Below are 21,159 nucleotides of genomic sequence, written 5' to 3' on the forward strand. Positions count from 1 at the left end.
ACATATGACTACCCCTCAGTCAGCTTCGCTGACAGCTCCCCTGACAAGGGGAGCCAAGTATGGAGGAGAGGACCCCTATGACCACCATCGCCATCATCGGCGCGCTGGACGAGGAAGTCGCGCACATCGCAAGCGCGCTGAACGACGTCGAACACGACGTCGCAGCCAGCCTCGACGTCTCGCGCGGCACCATCGCCACCAACGGCGGCGCGACCGTCAACGTCGCCGCGACCGTCGGCGGCATGGGCCTCGTCAACGCGGCCGCCACCGCGCAGCGGCTCATCGACGCGTACCGGCCCGACGCGATCATCTTCTCCGGCATCGCCGGCAACCTCAACACGCACCTGCACATCAACGACGTCGTGCTCGGTGGCACGCTGCGTTACCTCGACACCGACATGCGCCTCGTCGGCCAGTGGACGCCCGGCAAACCCGACGCGCCCGTCGAGGAATTCCATTCCGACGACCGGCTGCTCGCGCTCGCCGACGCGGCCCTGGCGGACATGGGCATCACGCACATCACCGGCATCATCGCCTCCGGCAACTACTTCGTGGACGACCCGAAGAAGGTCGAGCAGGTGATCCGCGACACCGGCGCCGACGCGGTCGAAATGGAGGGCGCGGCCGTCGCGCACGTGGCGGCCCGCAACGGCGTGCCCGCGCTTGTGATCCGCGCCCTCTCGGACAACGCGGACACCGACTACGAGGTGTTCAAGGAGTTCGACATCTCCGAATACGCGAACACGGCCGCCGCGCTCGCGGTCAACATCCTCAAGCGGCTGTAGTCTGGCCCGGCATCGTCATCGTGAGCGGCGCGTCGCCGAGTTGCGGAAACCCGGCAGAATGGTGCGATCGAGGCGGTTGCCCGTTCGCGTCGCGTGGCTGCGATGACGGTGAACGGAGGCGCTGACCCGGCTCGCGCACCAACGTGAACAGACGCTGAACTTACGTAGCCGTTCGTGCAAATTACGCATGTTGCCCGCTACGCTGGAATTCGTACGTTCGTTTCGTGCGGAAAGGTGTCTCATGGCGTGGTGGCAGGTCGTGCTGATCGTGATTGTGGTACTGAGCGCGCTGGCGGTGACCGCTGCCGCGGCGTACACGCTCGGCCGACAGGCGGGCGAAACGCGGGTGAACGATATTCTGCGCGACAAGACCCGCCAATCGCTGTTCGGCCGCAACGTACCCGTGCGCGAATCCGAACGTGCGCTTATCGAAGTCATGCCGGAGGCGATGATCGCATGCGGTCCCGGCGGTCGCATACGTTACGTGAGCCCGCTCGCCGCGACGCTCGGCCTGATCGACCACGGCAATCTGTCATCCGACGAAATCGGCGATATTCTCGCGCTCGTCGTCGCCGACGGCAATGCGCGCGAACGCGAAGTGCGCATTCCGATCGACCGGGCGCAGGCGCTGCAGGCATCCGGTGAGCCGACCGGCCGTGGCGTGAAACCGGGGCAGGACGTGCCGTCCGACACGCGCTATCTGCGCGTGCGTATCGGCCACGTGACCGACGATCTGTACGCGATCTTCCTCAGCGACGTCAGCGAGCAGCGCCGGTTCGAGGCGATGCGGCGCGACTTCGTCACGAACGTGTCGCACGAATTGAAGACGCCGGCCGGCGCGATCTCGCTGCTTGCGGAAACGATCGGCGACGCGTCCGACGATCCGGACGCCGTGCGGTACTTTGCAGGCCGTGTTGCGAAGGAATCGAACCGGTTGACCGAACTCGTGCACCGGCTCATCGACCTGCAGAAAGCGCAGTCGATGGAAGGCGTGATGGACATGCACCCCGTGTCCGTGATGGGCGTGGTGCGCGGTGCGATCGGCGAAAATCAGGTGCAGGCCGACGCGAAGCACATCGACATTCGGTTCACGCTGGGCGGCGAGCCGCAGCCGCTCGACGCCGCGGACGAGCCGGTCGGCTCCACGGCGCCGGACGAAATCGTGATGGGCGACGCGGAATCGCTCAAAACTGCGGTCAAGAATCTCGTCGAAAACGCGATCCACTATTCGCCCGAACACACCGTCGTGGCCGTGGGCGTGGGGGAGAAGGACGGCAAGGTCACGATCCGCGTGGTCGACCAGGGCATCGGCATTCCGGCCGAATCGCTTGGCCGCGTGTTCGAACGGTTCTACCGGGTCGATCCGGCGCGTTCGCGCGAAACCGGCGGTTCTGGCCTGGGACTGGCGATCACCAAGCATTGCGTGCAGGAGTGCGGCGGCACGATTTCCGTATGGTCGCGCGAGGGGGAGGGGTCGACGTTCACGATTGAACTGCCGGCCGCGACCGAAGACGACCTGCGCGACGCCGGAACCGCCGAGTGACTACGTTGATATAGTGCGCGCGATTTGGTACGTAGTTTAGGAAGTTAGTCATATGCGGTTCACCAAGCGGCTACGATAATGCGCAGGAAAACGACGCGGCCGCTGGTGACGGGTTCGCTGGACCGTGCGGACAACGCACGCAACAACGCATAAGAAGAGAAACGGGGAACGAGCAGACATGACACGCATTCTCATCGTGGAAGACGAGGAATCATACCGGGAACCGCTGGTCTACCAGCTCACGCGCGAAGGATACGACGTCTCCGCCGCCGCGACCGGCGAAGAGGGACTGGAACTGTTCACGCAGGGCGGCTTCGACCTCGTCCTGCTCGACCTCATGCTCCCCGGCCTCGACGGCACCGCGCTGTGCAGGCGCATCCGCGAGCAGAGCCGCGTGCCGATCATCATGCTCACGGCGAAAAGCGCGGAAATCGACAAGGTCGTCGGGCTCGAGATCGGCGCCGACGACTACGTGACCAAGCCGTACTCGTTCCGCGAGCTGCTCGCGCGCATCCGCGCCGTGCTACGCCGCAACCAGATGGTCGCCGAGGTCTCCGAAGGCGTCGACGGCGACATGCCGCTGACCTGCGGCGACATCGTCATGCACATCGGGCAGCATCAGGTGAGCGTGCGCGGCGAGAACGTGTTCTTCCCGCTCAAGGAATTCGAACTGCTCGAATACCTCATGCAGAACAAGGGCCGCGTGATGACGCGCCACCAGCTCATCGACCGGATCTGGGGTTCGGATTACGTCGGCGACACGAAGACGCTCGACGTGCACGTCAAGCGCGTGCGTTCGAAGATCGAGGTCGATCCGGCGCATCCAAAGTACTTGACGACCGTGCGTGGGCTTGGGTACAAGATCGATGCTCCGACAGACTGACACGTTCTGCGTCACGCTGTGCTTAGCGCGTGCGTTGATGCGCACGGCTACGAACAGTTTGCTGGATTGTTTGTCCACTGGGTGACGCTGAGACGCAGGGTCTGGTACTACGCCCCGGTTACGCAAAACGACGTAGCCGGGGCGTAGTCGGATTGATTGGCAACTGTTCATCTTGCGTTCACCGATTTTGGCGGACGGACTGCCGGATGTCTTTTAGTCTTGAACTGTCAAAAAGATTGATTGACAGAATAGAGAGAAACAGACATGCGTAAGAATGTGCTTTTCCGCTCCATCGCGGCCATTTCTGGCATTGCGATGCTGGCTTCGCTCGCTGCTTGCGGTGACAACACCACCGCCTCCAACTCCGGCAGCAACGGCTCTTCCTCTTCTTCCGACACCACCTCGTCCTCCACCCCGATCTCGGGCAACTTCAACGGCGCCGGCGCTTCCTCGCAGCAGGCCGCCGTCGAGGCCTGGGTTGCCGGCTTCCAGGGCACCAACCCGGACGCCAAGATCGCGTACGATCCGTCCGGCTCCGGCGCCGGCGTCAAGACCTTCCTGACCGGCGCTACCGCGTGGGCCGGCTCCGATAAGGCCCTCGCCGACGACGAAGTGGACCAGTCCTCCTCCGTGTGCGCAGCCAACACCACCGCGTTCGACATCCCGGTCTACATCTCCCCGATCGCCGTGGTCTTCAACCTCAAGGGCGTGTCCGACGCTGGCAAGCACATCAACATGGACGCCACCACCATCGCCAAGATTTTCGACGGCAAGATCACCAAGTGGAACGACAAGGCCATCGCCGACCAGAACCCGGACCTCAAGCTCCCCGACACCGCGATCACCGTGGTCCACCGTTCCGATAAGTCCGGCACCACCCAGAACTTCGTGAGCTACTTCAAGGATCAGGCTCCTGACGCTTGGACCTACGATCTGTCCGAGAACTGGCCGAACTCCGTTGGCCAGGGCGCCAAGGGCACCTCGGGCGTCGTCTCCACCGTGAAGCAGGCCGACGGCACCATCGGCTACGCTGACTTCTCCGCGGTCGGCGACCTCGGCACCGTGGCCGTCAAGGTCGGCGACAAGTACAGCGAGATCTCCGCCGACGGCGCGACCAAGGTCATCGACGACTCCGAGCTCGACTCGTCCGTCAAGGGCGACAACCGCGTGGTCGTCAAGATCAACCACGCCACCACCACCGAGGGCGCCTACCCGATCGTGCTGGTCTCCTACATGATCGCTTGCCCGCAGTACAAGGACACCAAGACCGCCGAGTTCACCAAGGCTTGGCTGACCTACGTGACCAGCTCCGACGGCCAGAAGACCGCCTCCCAGGCCGCTGGCTCCGCCCCGCTGCCTGACTCCATCGCCCAGAAGGACGCCGCCTCCATCGAGGCCATCAAGACCAAGTGAGCCTAAGGATTCCGCAAGGAACCGCTGACTGAAATGCTTCAGGCCGCAGGCACCAAGCGTGGCTGCGGCCTGAAGTGGTCGGCCCGGTTCCCATGGAATCCAAGCCCGCGCAGTCTTCCTTCGCAAACCGTTAAGGAGAACCTGTGAGTTCGCAAGAAAAAGCGGCTATGATGCCCGCCGCCAGCGGCAAGACCGCGGACAAGGTGTTCCGCGTCATTGCCTACGCCTGCGGCATCCTGATCCTCGTGGTCCTCGCCGCCGTCTTCCTCTTCCTGCTGTTCCGCGCGTGGCCGCTCATCGGCGGCGACCAGAAGGCCAACAGCCAGACGATTTCCGACTTCACCGGCGGCAAGGCGTCCAGCTTCTGGGGCTACGTCGGCCCGCTGCTGTTCGGCACCGTGCTCGTCTCTGCGCTCGCCCTGCTGATCTCGTTCTTCGTGTCGCTCGGCATCGCGCTGTTCATTTCGCACTACGCGCCCAAGAAGCTCGCCACCGCGCTCAGCTACGTGGTCGACCTGCTCGCCGCAATCCCGTCCGTTATCTACGGTCTGTGGGGCGGCCTGATCCTCGTGCCGGCCATCTACCCGTTCTGGAACTGGATCGCGACCTACTTCGGTTGGATCCCGCTGTTCGCCGGCCCCGCCGCCAGCCCGTCGCGCACCGTCGCGACCGTGGCCGTCGTGCTCGCCGTCATGATCCTGCCGATCATCACGTCCCTGTCGCGCGACATCTTCCTGCAGGCTCCCCGCCTGCAGCAGGAAGCCGCCCTCGCGCTCGGCGCGACCAAGTGGGAAATGATCAAGCTCGCCGTCCTGCCGTTCGGCAAGTCCGGCGTCGTCTCCGCCTCCATGCTCGGCCTCGGCCGCGCGCTCGGCGAAACGATGGCTGTCTTGATGATCCTGTCCCCGGGCCTGACCTACTCGTTCAAGCTGCTGCAGGCCTCGCAGAACCAGACGATCGCCGCCAACATCGCCGCCCAGTACCCGGAAGCCAACGACCTTGGCGTGTCCGTGCTGATCGGCACCGGCCTCGTGCTGTTCCTCATCACGTTCGTGGTGAACTACGTGGCACGCAAGATCACTGAAAAGAAGGTGGCATGATGGCCGATCTGACCCAAGACCCCAAGGCCTCGCTCGAAGGCGCGCCCGTCATCGACTTCGACAAGTTCAAGCCGTCCCGCTCGCTGATCGCCTCGCGCAAGCGCAAGGACGCGATCATGACCGTGCTCATCGCGCTCGCGTTCGTCGTCGCCTGCATTCCGCTGGTCTCCGTCCTCTGGACGACGCTCGTCAACGGCATCAAGCGACTCAACCTCAACTTCCTGAGCTACAACATGACCGGCGTCGTCGGCGGCAACCCGACCCCGTCCGGCGGTTACGGCGGCGTGCTCCACGCGATCATCGGCACGCTCGAGATCACGTTCGGCTCCATGGTCATCTCCATCCCGATCGGCCTCATGTGCGCCGTGTATCTCGTCGAATACGCGCACGGCGGCAAGCTCGCGCAGACCATCACGCTGCTCGTCGACGTGATGAGCGGTATCCCGTCCATCGTCGCCGGCCTGTTCGCGTTCTCGATGTTCACGATCATCCTCGGCCCCGGTTCGGTCAACGGCTTCGCCGGCTCCGTCGCACTGTCGCTGCTCATGCTGCCGACCGTCGTCAAGTCCAGCGAGGAAATGCTCAAGATCGTCCCCGGCGACCTGCGCGAAGCGTCGTACGCGCTCGGCGTGACCAAGCAGCGCACCATCACCAAGATCGTGCTGCGCACCGCCCTGCCGGGCATCGTCTCCGGCTGCATCCTCGCCATCGCGCGAGTCATCGGCGAAACCGCGCCGCTACTCATGACCGCCGGCTACATCGCGTCCACGAACATCAACCTGTTCGACGGCAAGATGACCACGCTGCCGGTCTACGTCTACCAGGAATACTCCAAGCTGAGCGCCAACTGCCCGGCCAACGCGACCGCGGCCTGCGTGCCGACCATCCCGATGGAGCGCTCCTGGGCCGCAGCCCTCGTGCTGATCCTGATCGTCCTCATCCTCAACGGCATCGGCCGTCTTGTGGCGAAGGTCTTCGCCGTCAAGGCCGAACGCTGACGCGGCTGATCGCTGATCGCGACAAGAACTTCGGTAAATATCAAATAAGGAAATTCACATGGGACAACGCATTGATGTCAACCATCTGAACATCTACTACGGCAACTTCCTCGCCGTAGAAGACGTGAACATCCACATCGAACCCAACAAAGTGACCGCGTTCATCGGACCGTCCGGCTGCGGTAAGTCGACGGTGCTGCGCACCCTCGACCGCATGCACGAGATCATCCCCGGCGCCCACGTCAAGGGCGAGGTACTGCTCGAAGGCAAGAACCTGTACGACAAGGACGTGGACCCGGTCTCCGTGCGCCGCGACGTCGGCATGGTGTTCCAGCGCCCGAACCCGTTCCCGACCATGTCCATTCGCGAGAACGTGCTGGCCGGCGTGCGCCTGAACAACCGCAAGATCTCCAAGTCCGACGCCGACGACCTCGTCGAGTGGGCCCTGCGCGGCGCGAACCTGTGGAACGAGGTCAAGGACCGTCTCGACAACCCGGGCATCGGCCTGTCTGGTGGCCAGCAGCAGCGTCTGTGCATCGCGCGCGCGGTTGCCGTGCACCCGCAGGTGCTCCTCATGGACGAGCCGTGCTCCGCTCTGGACCCGATCTCGACCCTCGCCGTCGAGGACCTGATCCAGGAGCTCAAGGGCGACTACACGATCGTGATCGTGACCCACAACATGCAGCAGGCCGCGCGTATCGCCGACTACACCGCGTTCTTCAACCTGAAGGCCGTGGGCCAGCCGGGCCACCTCGAGTACTTCGCGGACACCACCACCATGTTCAACAACCCGCAGAATGAAGAGGCCGAGCGCTACGTCTCCGGCCGCTTCGGCTGATCGCGCGACGGACTATGCCGTCGCCGCGCGCGGTGTTTTCTCTCCGCCGCGCGCTTTTTTCGGAAGACCCCGTGCCGGACGCTCGCGCGTTCCGGTACGGGGCCTTCCTGCGTTTGCGGGTCTTTTGCAGGAGTTCTGTGTTGCGGCGGCGTTGCGGAACCATACCGCTATGCGGACGCGGTGCTTATCTCGGTCATGCGATGGAAAACCATGCGCATTTTCCATCCTGTGATCTAGTTGTCTGGTCACGCGATGGAAAAGTGTGGGTGTTTGCCGTCTCATGCGCGTCTTCACATGCTTTCCGTGGTCACGGGATGGAAAATCCATGCATTTCACCGTTTCGTGACTGGTGGTTGAGTCACGCGATGGTGGAATACCTGTGTTTTGCTGTCCCGTGCGCGTCTTCATGAGCTTTTCGCGGTCACGGGATGGGAAAACTGCACATTTCGCCATCGCGTGACGAACCGTCGAATCACGCGATGGTAATATCACGTGATATTCCATCGCGTGACTCCGAAACGTCGCACGGGACGGCAATCAGTCCCACCTTTCCATCGCATGACCGTCGAATACACGATTCAACAAAGCTGCGCCGATCCACCCGAAAACACGCGACGGCAAAACGACACAAACTGCCATCGCGTGACCGGGTTCATGGCGTGAACGGATCGGCTACCGGTTATCAGCAGCCTTCATCTACGGGCAACACCCGCGAATGCGGCACGCGCGACACCAGCGACGCAGCCGTCGGCTGGAATCGGAACGTCGCTCCACGTTGCAACAGGTACCGTGCCAGGCGGAACGCAAATTCCGCTTGACGCGCCTCATCCCGCAGATTATCTGCGGTGATGACGATCACGATCCAACTGTGACTGCGGAGTTGTTCACGCTTCTCCTGATCACGTCGCCACTGCGATTTGTCCGTGCGATGATGATCTCCGTCGTACTCCACTGCGACGCGGAATTCCGGCCATGCCATGTCCACCGTCATGGCGACCCCTGATCCGAACGTTTCTCCGGGCACGACGTAATTCGTCCGAGGACGGGGGATGCCATGCCTTGTTGCGGCAAGCCGCCCGACCGTCTCCATGGGAGAAGCGACATTGTCTCGGATGTGGGGCAGCGCCTGCAGACACGTGGTTCGTCCGGCGAATCCCCGAACGTTATTGACCAACGTGATCAGGGATCCATATGTGTCGCGCGAGTCGTGCGATCTTGCCGCAAGCACGGCGTCTCCCAGCATGATGACGTCTTCGAGATCAAGATACCGTGCCAGTTGCGCCCACGCGTGGAACGGGTGCAGAGCCCGAACCGACGGCGTGACGGTGATCGCGGTCCGCGAATCGGCTGAGATCGGTTTCCATACGTGTGAGCGCAGCGTTCCGTCGGCGGCGTCGATGCGTTTCGCTGCCGTGCTGGCGACGCTGTGAAGGGCGGTCATGTCCAACCCGCAGCGTTCCGGCAGCACAATGCCTTGCAGTTCAAGTGCGGTGGTCATGCCGAACAGGATTGTTTTACCGAACTGTTCGGCAATGTCTGCGCAGCGTTGCGTGATGTCGGCGGCCCGGTTGGCAAGTGACTGTTGCATGGTGATGTTCTGTTCCATGCGGCGACTGTACAGGATTTACGATCGGCTCGCTTGCGTCGCCGGGAAAATTGTGGATAAGTGGATGAAACCACGATTTTTGCAAAATTGTGGATAACTCGCAGACTGTGTCGGCGCCGTCTGTCGCCCAGTATGCGATACGTATTCACGAAACCTCCATGACTTGTGACGGTGCTATCGTGGGCGCGTTCGGCAAAACGGACGCAGGGCGAGTCGCGATTCTCGCCGGAGCTGATCGATGGGTGGTTGATGATACCTGCGCATACGCGCGTTTGCACAGGGAACGCACCAACGCGCATCGCGCACGTGTGCTACATCACGGTTCATGACAGGCATGACTGACCGGTCATGGCCGATGATGCTGGTGCATACGGGCGTTTGCACTGGAATACGCTGCCGCATATCAGGCGTCACGCATCCCGTGCCGCGCATCACGTGTCGTCACGTGCCTCGCACGGCCAGCTCCTAACAACCCACGAAAAGGAAGCAGAGATATATGGAGAAGTTCTTCCATTTGAAGGAGAACGGCACCACCGTGTCCACCGAGGTCATGGCCGGTCTGACCACGTTCTTCGCGATGAGCTACATCATCGTCGTCAACCCGCAGATCTTGAGCCAGACGGGCATGCCGTGGGGCGGCGTGTTCCTCGCCACGATCATCGCGGCCATCATCGGCACGCTCGTCATGGGCCTGTTCGCCAACGTTCCGTACGCGCAGGCCGCCGGCATGGGCCTGAACGCGTTCTTCACCTACACTGTCTGCTTCGGCCTGGGCTTCACCTGGCAGGAGACGCTGTGCATGGTGTTCCTGTGCGGTCTGATTAACATCATCATCACCGTCACCAAGATCCGTAAGATGATCATCCAGGCCATCCCGGAGACGCTGCAGCACGCGATCGGCGGCGGCATCGGCCTGTTCGTCGCGTACGTCGGCATGCTCAACGTCAGCCTCATCACCTTCACCCCGAAGGATACCAAGGCCGCCGGCAAGGGTCTCGCCACCGGCGCCACCCCGGGCCTCGCCACGCTCAACACCCCCGTGCTGTGGGTGTTCCTCATCGGTCTGCTGCTCGCGATCGTCTTCACCGTGCTCAAGGTCAAGGGTGGCATGCTGCTCGCCATCGCCATCACCACGGTCGTCGGCATCCCGTTTGGCGTGACCAACTTCGGCCAGTCCGTCTCCATCGGCGACACGTTCGCCCAGCTGCCGGCCACCTTCGGCGTGATCTTCACCGGCGCCGGCTTCCCGGCCCTGTTCTCCGACGTCGCGCGCCTGCCGCTCGTCATCGTCACGATCTTCGCGTTCTCCATGTCCGACACGTTCGACACGATCGGCACGTTCATCGGCACCGGCCGCCGCACCGGCATCTTCTCCGAGGCCGACGAGAAGGCTCTTGAGAACGGTTCCGGCTTCTCCTCGAAGATGGATAAGGCCCTGTTCGCCGACTCCATCGCCACCTCGATCGGCGCGATCTGCGGTACCTCGAACACCACCACGTACGTCGAGTCCTCCGCGGGCATCGCGGCCGGCGGCCGCACCGGCCTGACCTCCGTGGTTGTCGCGATCTGCTTCGCGCTGTCCGCGTTCCTGTCCCCGATCATCTCCGCGGTCCCGTCCGCCGCGACCGCCGGCGTGCTCGTGATCGTCGGCTGCATGATGGCCGCCTCGCTCAAGGAGATCGACTGGAACGACATCACCGAAGCGATCCCGGCGTTCTTCGCCGCCGTGTTCATGGCGTTCTCGTACTCGATCTCGTACGGCATCGCCGGCGGCTTCATCATGTACTGCATCGTGATGACCTGCAAGAAGAAGGCGAACAAGGTGCACCCGGTGATCTGGGTCGTCGCGATCCTGTTCGTGCTCGACTTCATCCTGAACGCAGTGCTGTGATCGGCTGATCGCTTGGTGCTGCGGTATCGCCCAGCATTGATTGCGGTACTGCGTTGCGTAATCCCCGTAGGATTTCCTGCGGGGATTTTTGCATGTAAGGAATGTATGTAAGGAATGTATGTAAGGAATACGGGTGTTGCTTCGAACGAAGTTTCCTCGGCGAAGAATCGCTTGCCGTAATCCTGCGTGCGATTGGGGTTGCGCGTCTGTGCGCGGTTTGGAGGTCACGCGATGGAGTGTCAGATGATATTGCCGTCGCGTGACCAACCGCTAGTCACGGAACGGTGAAATGAATGGATTTTCCATCTCGTGACCGCGCAAACGCTCGTATAGGAGTGCACGGGATGGCAAACACCCGTATTCTGCCATCGCCTGACCAAACGGATAGTCACGGGACGGCAGATGCATGTACTTTGCCGTCTCGTGACCGCGCAAACACGCATGAAATCGCGCATGGAACGGTATTCGCCTACGTTCTGCCATCGTGCGACTTAACCGCCAGTCACGGGACGGCAAATGTGCCTGATGTGCCATCGCGTGACCGCTGGAGGCCATTTTCGTTCAGTATGTGGTCAGGGTCTTCCCTTTTGCCTGGTTATCGGCCACACTCATTATTCAGCACAGCGGTGTGCGGCACCGCTGGCCAAAAGCCCATGATGCGGATGTCGCATACCTTGTGTGTTTTTGCCCGGGATGGCTACAAGCTGCCTGCGGGCTTTTATGACACTTATATGAGAGGTATCGTCCGGGCGCTCAGACGTCCGGCAGCGCATTGCGCCTGGCGCGGTTACATTTGACGCAGGTCCGGCGCATGACGCACAACATGAGGGGAAACCAATGTCCGCATCCGCAACTGCTTCGCTGTCTCGCGAAGCCGTGAAGCGCGACTCCGTGCCTGAGATCATCGCCGCGTCGATGGTGGGCACCGCCATCGAGTTCTACGACAACTACTGCTATTCCATCGCCGCCGCAAGCTATTTCGGCACGATCTTCTTCACCTCCGTCGCCAAGTCGAACCCGGCGCTGGCCACACTGATGGCGTTCGTCACGTTCGCTGTCTCCTTCCTCGCCCGCCCGTTCGGCTCCCTGCTGTTCGGCCACTTCGGCGACAAGATGGGCCGCAAGAAGACGCTTGTGATTGCCCTGATGACGATGGGCATCTCCACGTTCGTCGTCGGCCTGCTGCCCGGCTACGAGCAGATCGGCGCGTGGGCCGTGGTCATCCTGTGCCTGTGCCGCGCCTGCCAGGGCGTGGGCCTCGCCGGCGAATGGTCCGGCGCCGCGCTGGTTGCCACGGAGAACGCTCCGGCGAACAAGCGCGCGCTGTTCGGCTCGTTCCCGAATCTCGGTGCCCCGATCGGCTTCTTCTGCGCCTACGGCATCAACCTGCTGCTGACCACCACGCTGAGCAAGGATCAGATGCTCGCGTTCGGCTGGCGCATCCCGTTCCTGCTTTCCGCGGTGCTGGTCATCATCGGCCTGTACGTGCGTGAACGCATGAGCGAAACCCCGATCTTCGCGAAGGCCGCCGCCGAGAAGCGCACCTCGAAGCACCCGCTCGCCGACCTGCTGCCGTATTGGAAGGAAGTCCTGCTTGGCACGGTCGCGATGGGCATCACCTACACGCTGTTCTACATCCTCGGCACGTGGTCCCTCAGCTATGGCGTGGCTGGCCTGAACTTCACCCAGCCGCAGTATCTCGGCATGCAGATGGTCTCCGTGTTCTTCTTCGCCGCGTTCATCATCGTCGGCTGCCTCGCCGCGGACAAGTACGGACGTAAGAAGACGTTGATCTTCTTCACCGCCGGCACGCTGATCTTCAGCCTCGTCGCCCCGGCCCTGCTGCAGCACAATCCGGTGACGATCATGCTGTTCCTGTGCATCGGCTTCGTGTTCATGGGCGGCCTGTTCGGCCCGTGCGGCGCGTACCTGCCCGAGCTGTTCCCGACGAACGTGCGCTACTCCGGCGCCGGCCTGAGCTACAACCTCGCCGCGATCTTCGGCGGCGCGTTCGCCCCGTCGCTGGCGACCTGGCTGGTCGAGACCCACGGCGTGATGTCGGTGGGCTGGTACATGGCCGTGATGGCGGCGCTCGCGCTTGTTGCCCTGTTCCTGATCAAGGAGAGCAAGGATAAGGATTACGAGCTGTGATCCGCTGACTGCAGCGATATGATCCTGTGACCGCATGGGCAGTGATGTTGCGCTTCGCGTAATCATGGGATCTATAACGACGACACGCCCGGGTTTGACGAAAGTCATTGCCCGGGCGTATTTTATTCATTCGTAAACCACAGACCGTTGGTTTGGGATGCGAATCCCACGAAGTTTGGTACGCCAAGCCAGCGCAGGTTGAGAGATAGTCGCCCGTTCGCGGGTTGCCGCACGTCGCAAGACGCGGTCGAATGTTGCTCTGCCTGTGCGCAGGGCTTTTTTATTGCCCGGGCAGCCCGGAGTTCCGAACCCAGAAGATCAACGGCCGATCTAGGAAGGAACGCCATGAAGAGGCCCGAAAAGGAAGCGGTGGTCGCTCAGCTTACGGAGCAGTTCCGTAACGCCGATGCTGTCTACCTGACCGAGTACCGCGGGCTTACCGTTCCGCAGGTTTCCGAACTGCGCGAAAAGCTAGGCCGCGATACTTCCTACACTGTGGCTAAGAACACGCTGGCGCGTATCGCCGCCAAGGAAGCGGGCATTGAGGGTCTTGACGACCTGCTCAAGGGCCCGACCGCCATCACTTTCGTGAAGGGCGACTTCATTGAGGCTGCGAAGGTCCTGCGTGACTTTGCCAAGACCAACAAGGCTCTCGTTATCTCGGGCGGCTATGCCGATGGCACCGTCTACGACGGCGAGGGTGCGACGAAGCTGGCGGACATGATGTCTCGCCCGCAGCTGCTGTCCAAGTTCGCCGGCGACCTCAAGGCCACGACCTCCAAGGCCGCGTACCTGTTTGTCGCTCTGCCGACCAAGGCCGTGCGTACCATCGACGCCCTGCGCGAGAAGCAGGAAAAGGCAGCTTGATCCCCATGCGGCTCGCCGCATGAACCATTCGGAAAAACAAACAAACATTGAGACGGCGCGCAGGCACGAGCACGCAGGCCGCCGCCAGAATGAAAGGAAGCCATTATGGCTAAGTACACCAACGAAGAGCTGCTGGAAGCTTTCGGTGAAATGACCCTCGTCGAGCTCTCCGAGTTCGTCAAGGCCTTCGAGGAGAAGTTCGACGTCGAGGCTGCCGCTCCGGTCGCCGCTGTCGCCGCTGTTGCCGCTCCGGGCGCTGCCGCTGAGGAAGAGGAGAAGACCGAGTTCGACGTCGTCCTGACCGCTGTCGGCGACAAGAAGATCCAGGTCATCAAGGCCGTCAAGGCCATCACCAACGCCGGCCTCGCCGAGGCTAAGGCCATGGTTGACGGCGCTCCGAAGGCCATCCTCGAGAAGGCCAAGAAGGAAGACGCCGAGAAGGCCAAGGCTCAGCTGGAAGAGGCTGGCGCCACCGTCGAGCTCAAGTAATGACTGCGGGAGGGAATCCCGCGCATTGCACAGCTTTTGCGAAAACCCCGTTACTTCGGTTTCCCGGAGTGGCGGGGTTTTCCGTTATCCGCACGCATATGGTCGGGAGCGCGGCCAAGGGTCGTGCGATGATTGTGGGCGAAGTTGCCGTTTCGTGTCGCGATGGCGCGCGATTTTTCGCGAAACATGACACAATGGCACGTAGCAAGGGGCGTGGCGGCATGAGACGTGCCGGGGTCCGTGAATGGCACTTGAAGAAAGGAAGGCTGGCGCGGTGAGTGAGGAACAGCGGTCTCGCAAGTGGTTGGTGAGAGTCAAGGGCTGTGATCAGGTGAGCGTCTCGCCGTCGGAGAGCCTGGAAATCGGTCGCCGGCCGATCCGCCCGCTTGCCGACGACGGCAATCCGCGCTTTGAGGTTCCCGACGAGACGCGTTCGATGTCGAAGCGTCACGCCGTGTTTTCCGTTGCCGTCAACGGTTCGGCCACGCTGCGCGACATGCATTCGACGAACGGCACGTACATGGTGCGCGACGACGGCCAGCTGATCCGCCTGCCCGCCGACGCCGAGTTCCCGTTACCGTCGACCGCCGTGCGCATGCAGTTCGGCGACGTGCCGGTCGACTTCGTCATGGTCGACGAGCCCGCCGAACCTGAGCCGGAACAGCCGGTCGCCGACCTGTTCGAATACGCCGTCGGCGACGCGAAGCCCGAACCGGATGCGTCCGGACTGTCTGTCGACGATATTCTCGACCTGCGCGCTGGCGAGCCGACCAGCATGTTCGACGCGAGCAGCGTGTCCCGCCGCGCGAGTGAGCTGAAGGCCGCGTCGCTGCGCAGCTTCACGCCGATGCGCCCGATCCGTGAGGAGCCGGAGGGCGACGGCATGCCCGAAACCGTGCCGCTGAACGTCATGCCGGTGCCGTCACGCGAGCCGCGCGACCTGTTCGCCGACGCGATGGCCGATTCCGCGGACATTCCTGACGTCGGCGCCCAGCCGTTCGCCGTCGAGCCGGTCGAACCGCCGGCTGAATCGTCCGTGCTCAGGACGGACGCCGGTTCGTCGGCCGATCGCGTCATGCCGATTTCCGTGATCGCGCAGCGTCCGCATCATGCTCAGGACGAACCGCAGTCGACGAATCTGCCGGCCGCGCAGTCGTCTATCGACCAGCATGTCGCGCAGACGGCGGCGGAACAGCGGTTCGCACCGGTCGTGACCGAGCAGCCAATCATGACCGGGCAGCCGGTTGCGGCGCAGGACAGTACTGTCGGCGCGTCCGACGAGCCGGCAGCCGTTGCGGCCGGCGAAGACGCGGATGACGTTGCGACCGCAGACGAGACCGCGAACGACGTTGCGCTCGAAACCGCGCCTGCGACTGACGCGCCCGCGGTCGACTCGACCGCCGATGACGACGCGGCCGACGGCGATACGGCGTCCGACAAGACCGGCGACGAACGCGAACCCGCGGACGAGCCCGAGACCGCCGAACCGCAGCCGCAGGACGCGTTCCAGCAGCCCGCCGCGTACTCGCCCGAACCGTACAAGCCGGCGTTCGAGCCGGGATCCGTGTTCGACCGCGTGTCGAAAGGCGAGTTCCGCAAGGCCGAACCGGCCGTCGAAGTCAACGGGTTCACGTCCGACGACGCGAAGCGCACCACCGATTTCAGCACCCAGTTCGCGATGGCGCGCTATCCGCAGCTGCTGCCGTTCCTCGCGATGAACCCGTCCCTGTACGACGATCTGTACGCGTGGCTCGTGGCGCAGGGCAACGCCGACGTGGACGCCGCGCTGGCCGACAATCCCGGATATCAGGACTACCGCAAAGCGGCAGGGAAGTGAGTCGAGATGAGCGAAAACACCACCCCCAACATTTCCGACGCGGACGAAACCGCCGCGCCGACCGTGATCGACACGACCGTCGCGCCGGCCGCGAACACGCTCGCCGACCTGCGCGCGTGGCGAGAACAGTACCGAGCCGGCCTGGCACCGTCGCCACTCGAGGACATCAACCAGCTGAGCGCCAAACTCGACCTGACGCACGCGCACCCCTCCGGCATCGCGCAGCTGTTCGCCAGCGGGCACGCGCCGCTTGAAGCGCTGTTCCGCGACAGCGGCATGCTGCGCGCCGCAGGCCGCCGCATCGAACGCGTGCTCGACGACAAAACCGCGAAAATGCGGTTCAGCGGCGTCGCCGAACTGTCCCTCGCCGTGGGCGTGGCCAGCTGGGAGGGCAACCAGATGCCCGTGCTGCTCTACCCGGTCGACGTGACGCGCGTGGATGGCAAATCCGAGCCGCAGTTCACGATCCGCTTCACCGGCCGCGTGGAACTCAACACCGCGTTCACGGCCGTCATGCGCGAACAGCACATCACGCTCACCGCCGAAGACCTGTTCGACGCGTCCAACTACGCCAACGGCGTGCCCGACACGTCCGCTGTGTTCGCGCTGATCACTGACCGCGTATCCGAAGTGTTCCGCGACTTTTCCGTCGAACGGCACATCATCCTCGGCTGCTTCGTCGACCCGTCGTCCATGATCCTCGCCGAAAGCCAGCGGATCATCGACCAGCTCGCCGAAGCGCCGAGCGGCAACGAGCTGCTCGACGCGCTCGCCGGATACTCCGACGCGGCCGACGCGCTTACGAACGCGACCATGCCCGAATACAGCCCGTTCGACGCCGATCCGCACACCGAATACGAGATCGGCGACGTCGACAACACCGTGCGATACGCGGCCAACATGGCCGCCGCCGGACACAGCCTGTTCATCGACGGCGAAGTCGGCAAGGACACCGCCGACCAGGCCGCGGCCGTCGCGTCGCGCTGCGTGATGAACGGCCATACCGTGCTTTACGTGCCGTGCGTGGCCGAGCAGAAGCGCCGGTTCGTGCAGGCCGTGAGCGCGAACGAAATGGGCGGCCAGCTGCTCGACATCGCCGACGAACGCGCCGCGGCAAGCATCGACCGCCAGCTGATCGCCGCGGTCGGCTTCCAGCCGGGCGTTGCCTCGTCGCGCTTTGACCAGCTGTCCGACGAGCTTGTCGGCGTGCGCTCGCGACTGACCCGATATCTCGGCGACCTGCACGGCGTGAGCGATCGCTGGGGCGTGAGCGCGTACCAGACCATCCAGAACCTCGCCAACATCGCCGCCAAGCCGACGCATCCGGCCACGCGCGTGCGCCTGAGCCGCGCCACCGCGCAGGCGATCGGCGGTCATCTCGACGAGTGGGCGGCCAAGCTGCAGCGTGCCGGCGAACTGGGCGAATACTCGATCGGCCCCGACGACACCGTGTGGTTCGGCGCGTCGCTCAACACCGAACAGGAGGCCGTGGACGCCTACCAGCACGTCGTCGACCTGCTCAACAAGCTGCTGCCGGCCACGCGCGAACAGGTGACCACCACCGTGCAGACCTGCGGATTCCCCGTGCCGACCAACGCGCGCGAATGGGGACGCCAGGTCACCGTGCTCAAGAACCTGCGCCGCGTGCTCGACGTGTTCCAGCCGGAGATCTTCGAACGCGACATCGCCTCCATGATCGAGGCGACCAAGCCCAAGGCCGACCGCAAGGCCGACGGCACCAGCATGGGCTTCTGGGAGCGCCGCCGCCACGTCAAGGAAGCCAAGAGCCTGCTGCGCGTGGGCGCGCAGGTCGAAAACCTGCACGAGGCGCTCAAGGTCGTGGCCAAGCAGGCCGACCAGTGGCACATGTTCGTGCCGCGCGGCGGCTGGCCCGTGCTCCCGGGACGCCTCGACGACATCATCGACACGCAGGACGCGCTCGCGTCCGGCATCACCGCGCTCAACACGGTGCTCGCCACCACGCCCGCCGGCGGCAACCTCGAAACCGTCGACTTCAACGACGTGGAGGAGCGGCTCAAGGCTCTATACGAGGACCGCCGCGCGCTCGACACGCTGCCCGAACGCTACGGGCTCGAACAGGAGTTCCGCACGGCCGGACTCACCGAGCTTGTCGATGACCTGCGTGCCCGCCACGTCGCGCTCGACGCGGTCGCCGGCGAACTGCAGCTCGCATGGTGGACAACCGTGTTCGAGGACATCGTGCGCGCATCCGCGATCATCTCGAACCAGGACGGTTCGGCCATGCAGGCCGCCGCCGACCGGTTCGCGCAGGTCGACATCGAACACGTGCGTTCGATCGGGCCGATGATCGCGCAGGAATCCATGCGCCGGCTGTCCGACCTGCTGTTCTCGCGCACGCAGGAAGCCAACCAGCTGCACACCACGCTCGCCGGTGGATCCCGTGTTTCGTTCAGCCGCGTGCGCCGCGACTGCCCGGAGATCATCTCCGCCGCCAAGCCGATCCTGATCGCCACGCCGGCGACGCTGGCCGCGCTCACCGGCACCGAACCGATCGCCGACGTCGCGATCATCGACGCGGGCGCGCACATGCCGGCCGTCGAACTGCTCACGATCGTCGCGCGCACGCGCCACGTCGTCGTGCTCGCACATCGCAACACGGTCACCTCGGCGTCGCTCGCCAAGCTGATCTCGCTGCTGCCGAGCGTCGAAGCGCCATCGCATCCGGTGCGCCGGTCGCCCAAACTCACTGCGTTCCTCGAAACGCACGGATACGGCACCGTGCGCCACGACGTGGCCATCAAGCAGGGATCGGTGCGCTTCCACCACGTCGAAGGCTCCGGTGTGCCGGTCATGTCGAGCGGACTGGTTGAATCCAGTCAGCAGGAGATCGAGCAGGTCGTGCAGCTCATCGTGAACCGCGCCGCCACGTTCACCATCGTGCCGGCCAGCTACGTGCTTACCGTCGTCAGCTTGACCGAAACGTTCCGCGTGCGGCTTGGCGCCGAACTGAAGTCGCTCGCCTCGCGCGACAAGGACATGGGCCGGTTCCTGCGTCACGTGCGCATCGTGAACGTCAACGAGGTCGCGGGCGCGCACGCCACTGACGTGATTCTCGCGCTGTGCTATGCGAAGACCACGCACGGCCGGCTGCTTCAGCAGTTCGGGCCGCTCGAGGGCGACTGCGGGCAGCGGCTGCTGCTCGACGCGCTCGCGCTGGCCGACCGCAACGTGGACATCACGTCCACGTTCCTTGCCGACGAACTTGACGACGACCGCATCCACCAGCCCGGCCCGAAGCTGCTCAAGACGATGCTCGCCTGGGCCGACCGGCTCGACGGCACGCCCGCCGCGCCCGGCACGGGGGAGGAGACCACCGGCAACGTGCTGTTCGACGACCTTGCCGAACGGCTTCGCGCGCGCGGACTCAACGTGGCCGTCAACTACGGCTACGACCGAGGCCTGCGCATCCCGATGGTCGTGGGCGTCAAGGACAAGCCGTTCGCGCTCGCCGTGCTCACCGACGATGTGCAGTTCATGAGCACGCAGTCCACGCGAGAGCGCCACCGCCTGATGATGCAGGACATGGCCTCGCTCGGCTGGGCCGTGATGAGCGTGTGGAGCGTGGCCGCGTTCGTCAACCCAGACAAGGAAGTAGACCACATCGTGTCGCGCATCAGCGAGATCTACCAGGAGAACCGGTGATCGAGACGGAACGGCATTCGAATGCGACGGGCGAAACTGGCGGCAGGCCGACGCCGGCCTATGATGCTTCCCGTCGCACGCCGCGCAAGCACAAGCGGGTCGTGTTCCATGGCACCGAGAAGTTCGACGCAGACGGCGTCAAGCTCGAACCCGGCGACATGGTGACCGAACGCCAGCGCGAAGCGGACGACGACAAGCGTATCCTCGGCGAGCTGCCGCCGCATTGGGCCGTATTCAACGAACGACAGTGATACGGGCCAATGCGGGCGGTGCGGCGACGACGGCATAGGCGTTCCGTCGGGCCGCGGTGTCAGTGTTTTCGGCGCGTGGCCGCGATGACCGGACCGGTTTCCTGTGCGGCGAGGACGCGCATAGCGTCGTCCGACGGCATGGCCAGGGAGACGACGCCGGCATCGCCGATGCCGCGGAACGTGCTGTCGCTATTGCCGCCGTCGCCGGTTGCCGTCTGCGGTACGGCCATGACTACGGCCTGCGATGTCAGCGTGCAGGATTTGGTTTCTGCCGGTTCGTCGGATTGGCCCGTTGCGGTTGTTGCGTCGGACCGCTCCGCATCATCGGTCGCACTGGACGTTTCCGAGCCATCTGAGGCCTGATTGCTGGTTTCTTTGCCAGTTTCTTCGTGAGTTTCTTCCGTGCCGGATGACCGGTCGGACGACACGTCGCCATGATCGTCGCTGTCGTTCGCCGTGCAGCCCGAAGCCGAGGCGAGGGAAACCTCCTCGCCGACCGTCAGTGCGTCGGGCGCGCTGGACAGGCGGACCTCGACCACCGTGTGCCCGTCGGGCACGGTCGGGCGCGCACTGACCATCGAACGGAACAGTGGTTGGCCGGCCGCGATGTCGACCTGCGCGACGGCCTCGTCGCCGTCCAATTCCCCGACCGAGCCGATCGCCGAGTCGAGCGCGGCGCTCGTGGGTACGTCGATTGTCTGCAGCATCGGGCCGCGTATCACGGAACCGCGCGCGATGTCGGAGGAGGCGACGACGATCCGCCGCGTTTCGGCCGTTTCCGTCATGCAGGACAACGCGGCGAACACCGCGACGCCCGCGCACA

General features: G+C 63.9%; 16 protein-coding genes. 14 read left to right on the forward strand and 2 right to left on the reverse strand.

The window, feature by feature from the left end; translation table 11 throughout:
- The first annotated feature begins 77 nt into the window (after positions 1–77).
- From mtnN to pstB, 7 genes are all read left to right on the forward strand, one after another.
- Positions 78–785, forward strand: a complete 708-nt coding sequence (gene mtnN, locus BBIA_RS12285) for a 5'-methylthioadenosine/S-adenosylhomocysteine nucleosidase (RefSeq protein ID WP_033493841.1) — start codon at positions 78–80, stop codon at positions 783–785.
- A gap of 241 nt (positions 786–1,026) precedes the next feature.
- A complete protein-coding gene (locus BBIA_RS12290; RefSeq protein ID WP_033493843.1) occupies positions 1,027–2,328 on the forward strand; it encodes a sensor histidine kinase in 1,302 nt (433 codons plus the stop codon).
- Positions 2,329–2,506: 178 nt separating this feature from the next.
- Positions 2,507–3,211, forward strand: coding sequence for a response regulator transcription factor (locus tag BBIA_RS12295; RefSeq protein WP_033493845.1), 705 nt, complete (start codon positions 2,507–2,509; stop codon positions 3,209–3,211).
- Between the two features lie 264 nt (positions 3,212–3,475).
- A complete protein-coding gene (gene pstS, locus BBIA_RS12300) occupies positions 3,476–4,624 on the forward strand; it encodes a phosphate ABC transporter substrate-binding protein PstS (RefSeq protein WP_033493847.1) in 1,149 nt (382 codons plus the stop codon).
- A gap of 143 nt (positions 4,625–4,767) precedes the next feature.
- Positions 4,768–5,724 (forward strand): phosphate ABC transporter permease subunit PstC, encoded by a 957-nt coding sequence (pstC, locus tag BBIA_RS12305; protein WP_033493849.1) that lies wholly within the window; start codon positions 4,768–4,770, stop codon positions 5,722–5,724.
- Positions 5,724–6,722, forward strand: coding sequence for a phosphate ABC transporter permease PstA (gene pstA / locus BBIA_RS12310; protein WP_033493851.1), 999 nt, complete (start codon positions 5,724–5,726; stop codon positions 6,720–6,722). Before pstC ends, pstA begins: the two co-directional genes overlap by 1 nt.
- 58 nt (positions 6,723–6,780) lie before the next feature.
- Positions 6,781–7,560, forward strand: coding sequence for a phosphate ABC transporter ATP-binding protein PstB (gene pstB, locus BBIA_RS12315; protein ID WP_033493853.1), 780 nt, complete (start codon positions 6,781–6,783; stop codon positions 7,558–7,560).
- 682 nt (positions 7,561–8,242) lie between these two features.
- Here pstB and BBIA_RS12320 read toward each other — a convergent pair.
- Positions 8,243–9,166 carry a hypothetical protein gene (locus BBIA_RS12320; RefSeq protein WP_051924063.1) on the reverse strand — a complete coding sequence of 308 codons (924 nt, stop codon included), beginning with the start codon at positions 9,164–9,166 and terminating at the stop codon, positions 8,243–8,245.
- Positions 9,167–9,662: 496 nt separating this feature from the next.
- Between BBIA_RS12320 and BBIA_RS12325 the strand changes: the two genes are divergently transcribed.
- From BBIA_RS12325 to BBIA_RS15270, 7 genes are all read left to right on the forward strand, one after another.
- On the forward strand, positions 9,663–11,057 hold the full coding sequence (locus BBIA_RS12325; RefSeq protein WP_033493855.1) for an NCS2 family permease: 1,395 nt from the start codon (positions 9,663–9,665) through the stop codon (positions 11,055–11,057).
- An 837-nt stretch (positions 11,058–11,894) separates the two neighbouring features.
- On the forward strand, positions 11,895–13,208 hold the full coding sequence (locus BBIA_RS12330) for an MFS transporter (RefSeq protein ID WP_033493857.1): 1,314 nt from the start codon (positions 11,895–11,897) through the stop codon (positions 13,206–13,208).
- Between the two features lie 345 nt (positions 13,209–13,553).
- Positions 13,554–14,075, forward strand: coding sequence for a 50S ribosomal protein L10 (gene rplJ / locus BBIA_RS12335; protein WP_033493859.1), 522 nt, complete (start codon positions 13,554–13,556; stop codon positions 14,073–14,075).
- A gap of 105 nt (positions 14,076–14,180) precedes the next feature.
- Positions 14,181–14,564 carry a 50S ribosomal protein L7/L12 gene (gene rplL, locus BBIA_RS12340; RefSeq protein WP_033493861.1) on the forward strand — a complete coding sequence of 128 codons (384 nt, stop codon included), beginning with the start codon at positions 14,181–14,183 and terminating at the stop codon, positions 14,562–14,564.
- 274 nt (positions 14,565–14,838) lie between these two features.
- Positions 14,839–16,401: an FHA domain-containing protein gene (locus tag BBIA_RS12345; RefSeq protein WP_160268229.1), complete on the forward strand. Its 1,563-nt coding sequence runs from the start codon at positions 14,839–14,841 to the stop codon at positions 16,399–16,401.
- A gap of 6 nt (positions 16,402–16,407) precedes the next feature.
- A complete protein-coding gene (locus BBIA_RS12350; RefSeq protein ID WP_160268231.1) occupies positions 16,408–20,085 on the forward strand; it encodes a helicase in 3,678 nt (1,225 codons plus the stop codon).
- Entirely contained in the window at positions 20,085–20,336 is a 252-nt protein-coding gene (locus BBIA_RS15270; protein ID WP_051924066.1) for a hypothetical protein, read from the forward strand. Before BBIA_RS12350 ends, BBIA_RS15270 begins: the two co-directional genes overlap by 1 nt.
- A 59-nt stretch (positions 20,337–20,395) precedes the next feature.
- Here BBIA_RS15270 and BBIA_RS13570 read toward each other — a convergent pair.
- A partial coding sequence (locus BBIA_RS13570; RefSeq protein ID WP_081892409.1) for an SAF domain-containing protein occupies positions 20,396–21,159 on the reverse strand: 764 nt, incomplete at its 5' end.

This window comes from Bifidobacterium biavatii DSM 23969 (genome assembly GCF_000741165.1).
Taxonomy (GTDB): domain Bacteria; phylum Actinomycetota; class Actinomycetes; order Actinomycetales; family Bifidobacteriaceae; genus Bifidobacterium; species Bifidobacterium biavatii.

Coding starts and splice junctions, on each gene's coding strand:
- mtnN (WP_033493841.1), top strand. CDS start 78: ATGACCACCATCGCCATCATCGGCGCGCTGGACGAGGAAGTCGCGCAC.
- BBIA_RS12290 (WP_033493843.1), top strand. CDS start 1,027: ATGGCGTGGTGGCAGGTCGTGCTGATCGTGATTGTGGTACTGAGCGCG.
- BBIA_RS12295 (WP_033493845.1), top strand. CDS start 2,507: ATGACACGCATTCTCATCGTGGAAGACGAGGAATCATACCGGGAACCG.
- pstS (WP_033493847.1), top strand. CDS start 3,476: ATGCGTAAGAATGTGCTTTTCCGCTCCATCGCGGCCATTTCTGGCATT.
- pstA (WP_033493851.1), top strand. CDS start 5,724: ATGGCCGATCTGACCCAAGACCCCAAGGCCTCGCTCGAAGGCGCGCCC.
- pstB (WP_033493853.1), top strand. CDS start 6,781: ATGGGACAACGCATTGATGTCAACCATCTGAACATCTACTACGGCAAC.
- BBIA_RS12320 (WP_051924063.1), bottom strand. CDS start 9,166: ATGGAACAGAACATCACCATGCAACAGTCACTTGCCAACCGGGCCGCC.
- BBIA_RS12325 (WP_033493855.1), top strand. CDS start 9,663: ATGGAGAAGTTCTTCCATTTGAAGGAGAACGGCACCACCGTGTCCACC.
- BBIA_RS12330 (WP_033493857.1), top strand. CDS start 11,895: ATGTCCGCATCCGCAACTGCTTCGCTGTCTCGCGAAGCCGTGAAGCGC.
- rplJ (WP_033493859.1), top strand. CDS start 13,554: ATGAAGAGGCCCGAAAAGGAAGCGGTGGTCGCTCAGCTTACGGAGCAG.
- rplL (WP_033493861.1), top strand. CDS start 14,181: ATGGCTAAGTACACCAACGAAGAGCTGCTGGAAGCTTTCGGTGAAATG.
- BBIA_RS12350 (WP_160268231.1), top strand. CDS start 16,408: ATGAGCGAAAACACCACCCCCAACATTTCCGACGCGGACGAAACCGCC.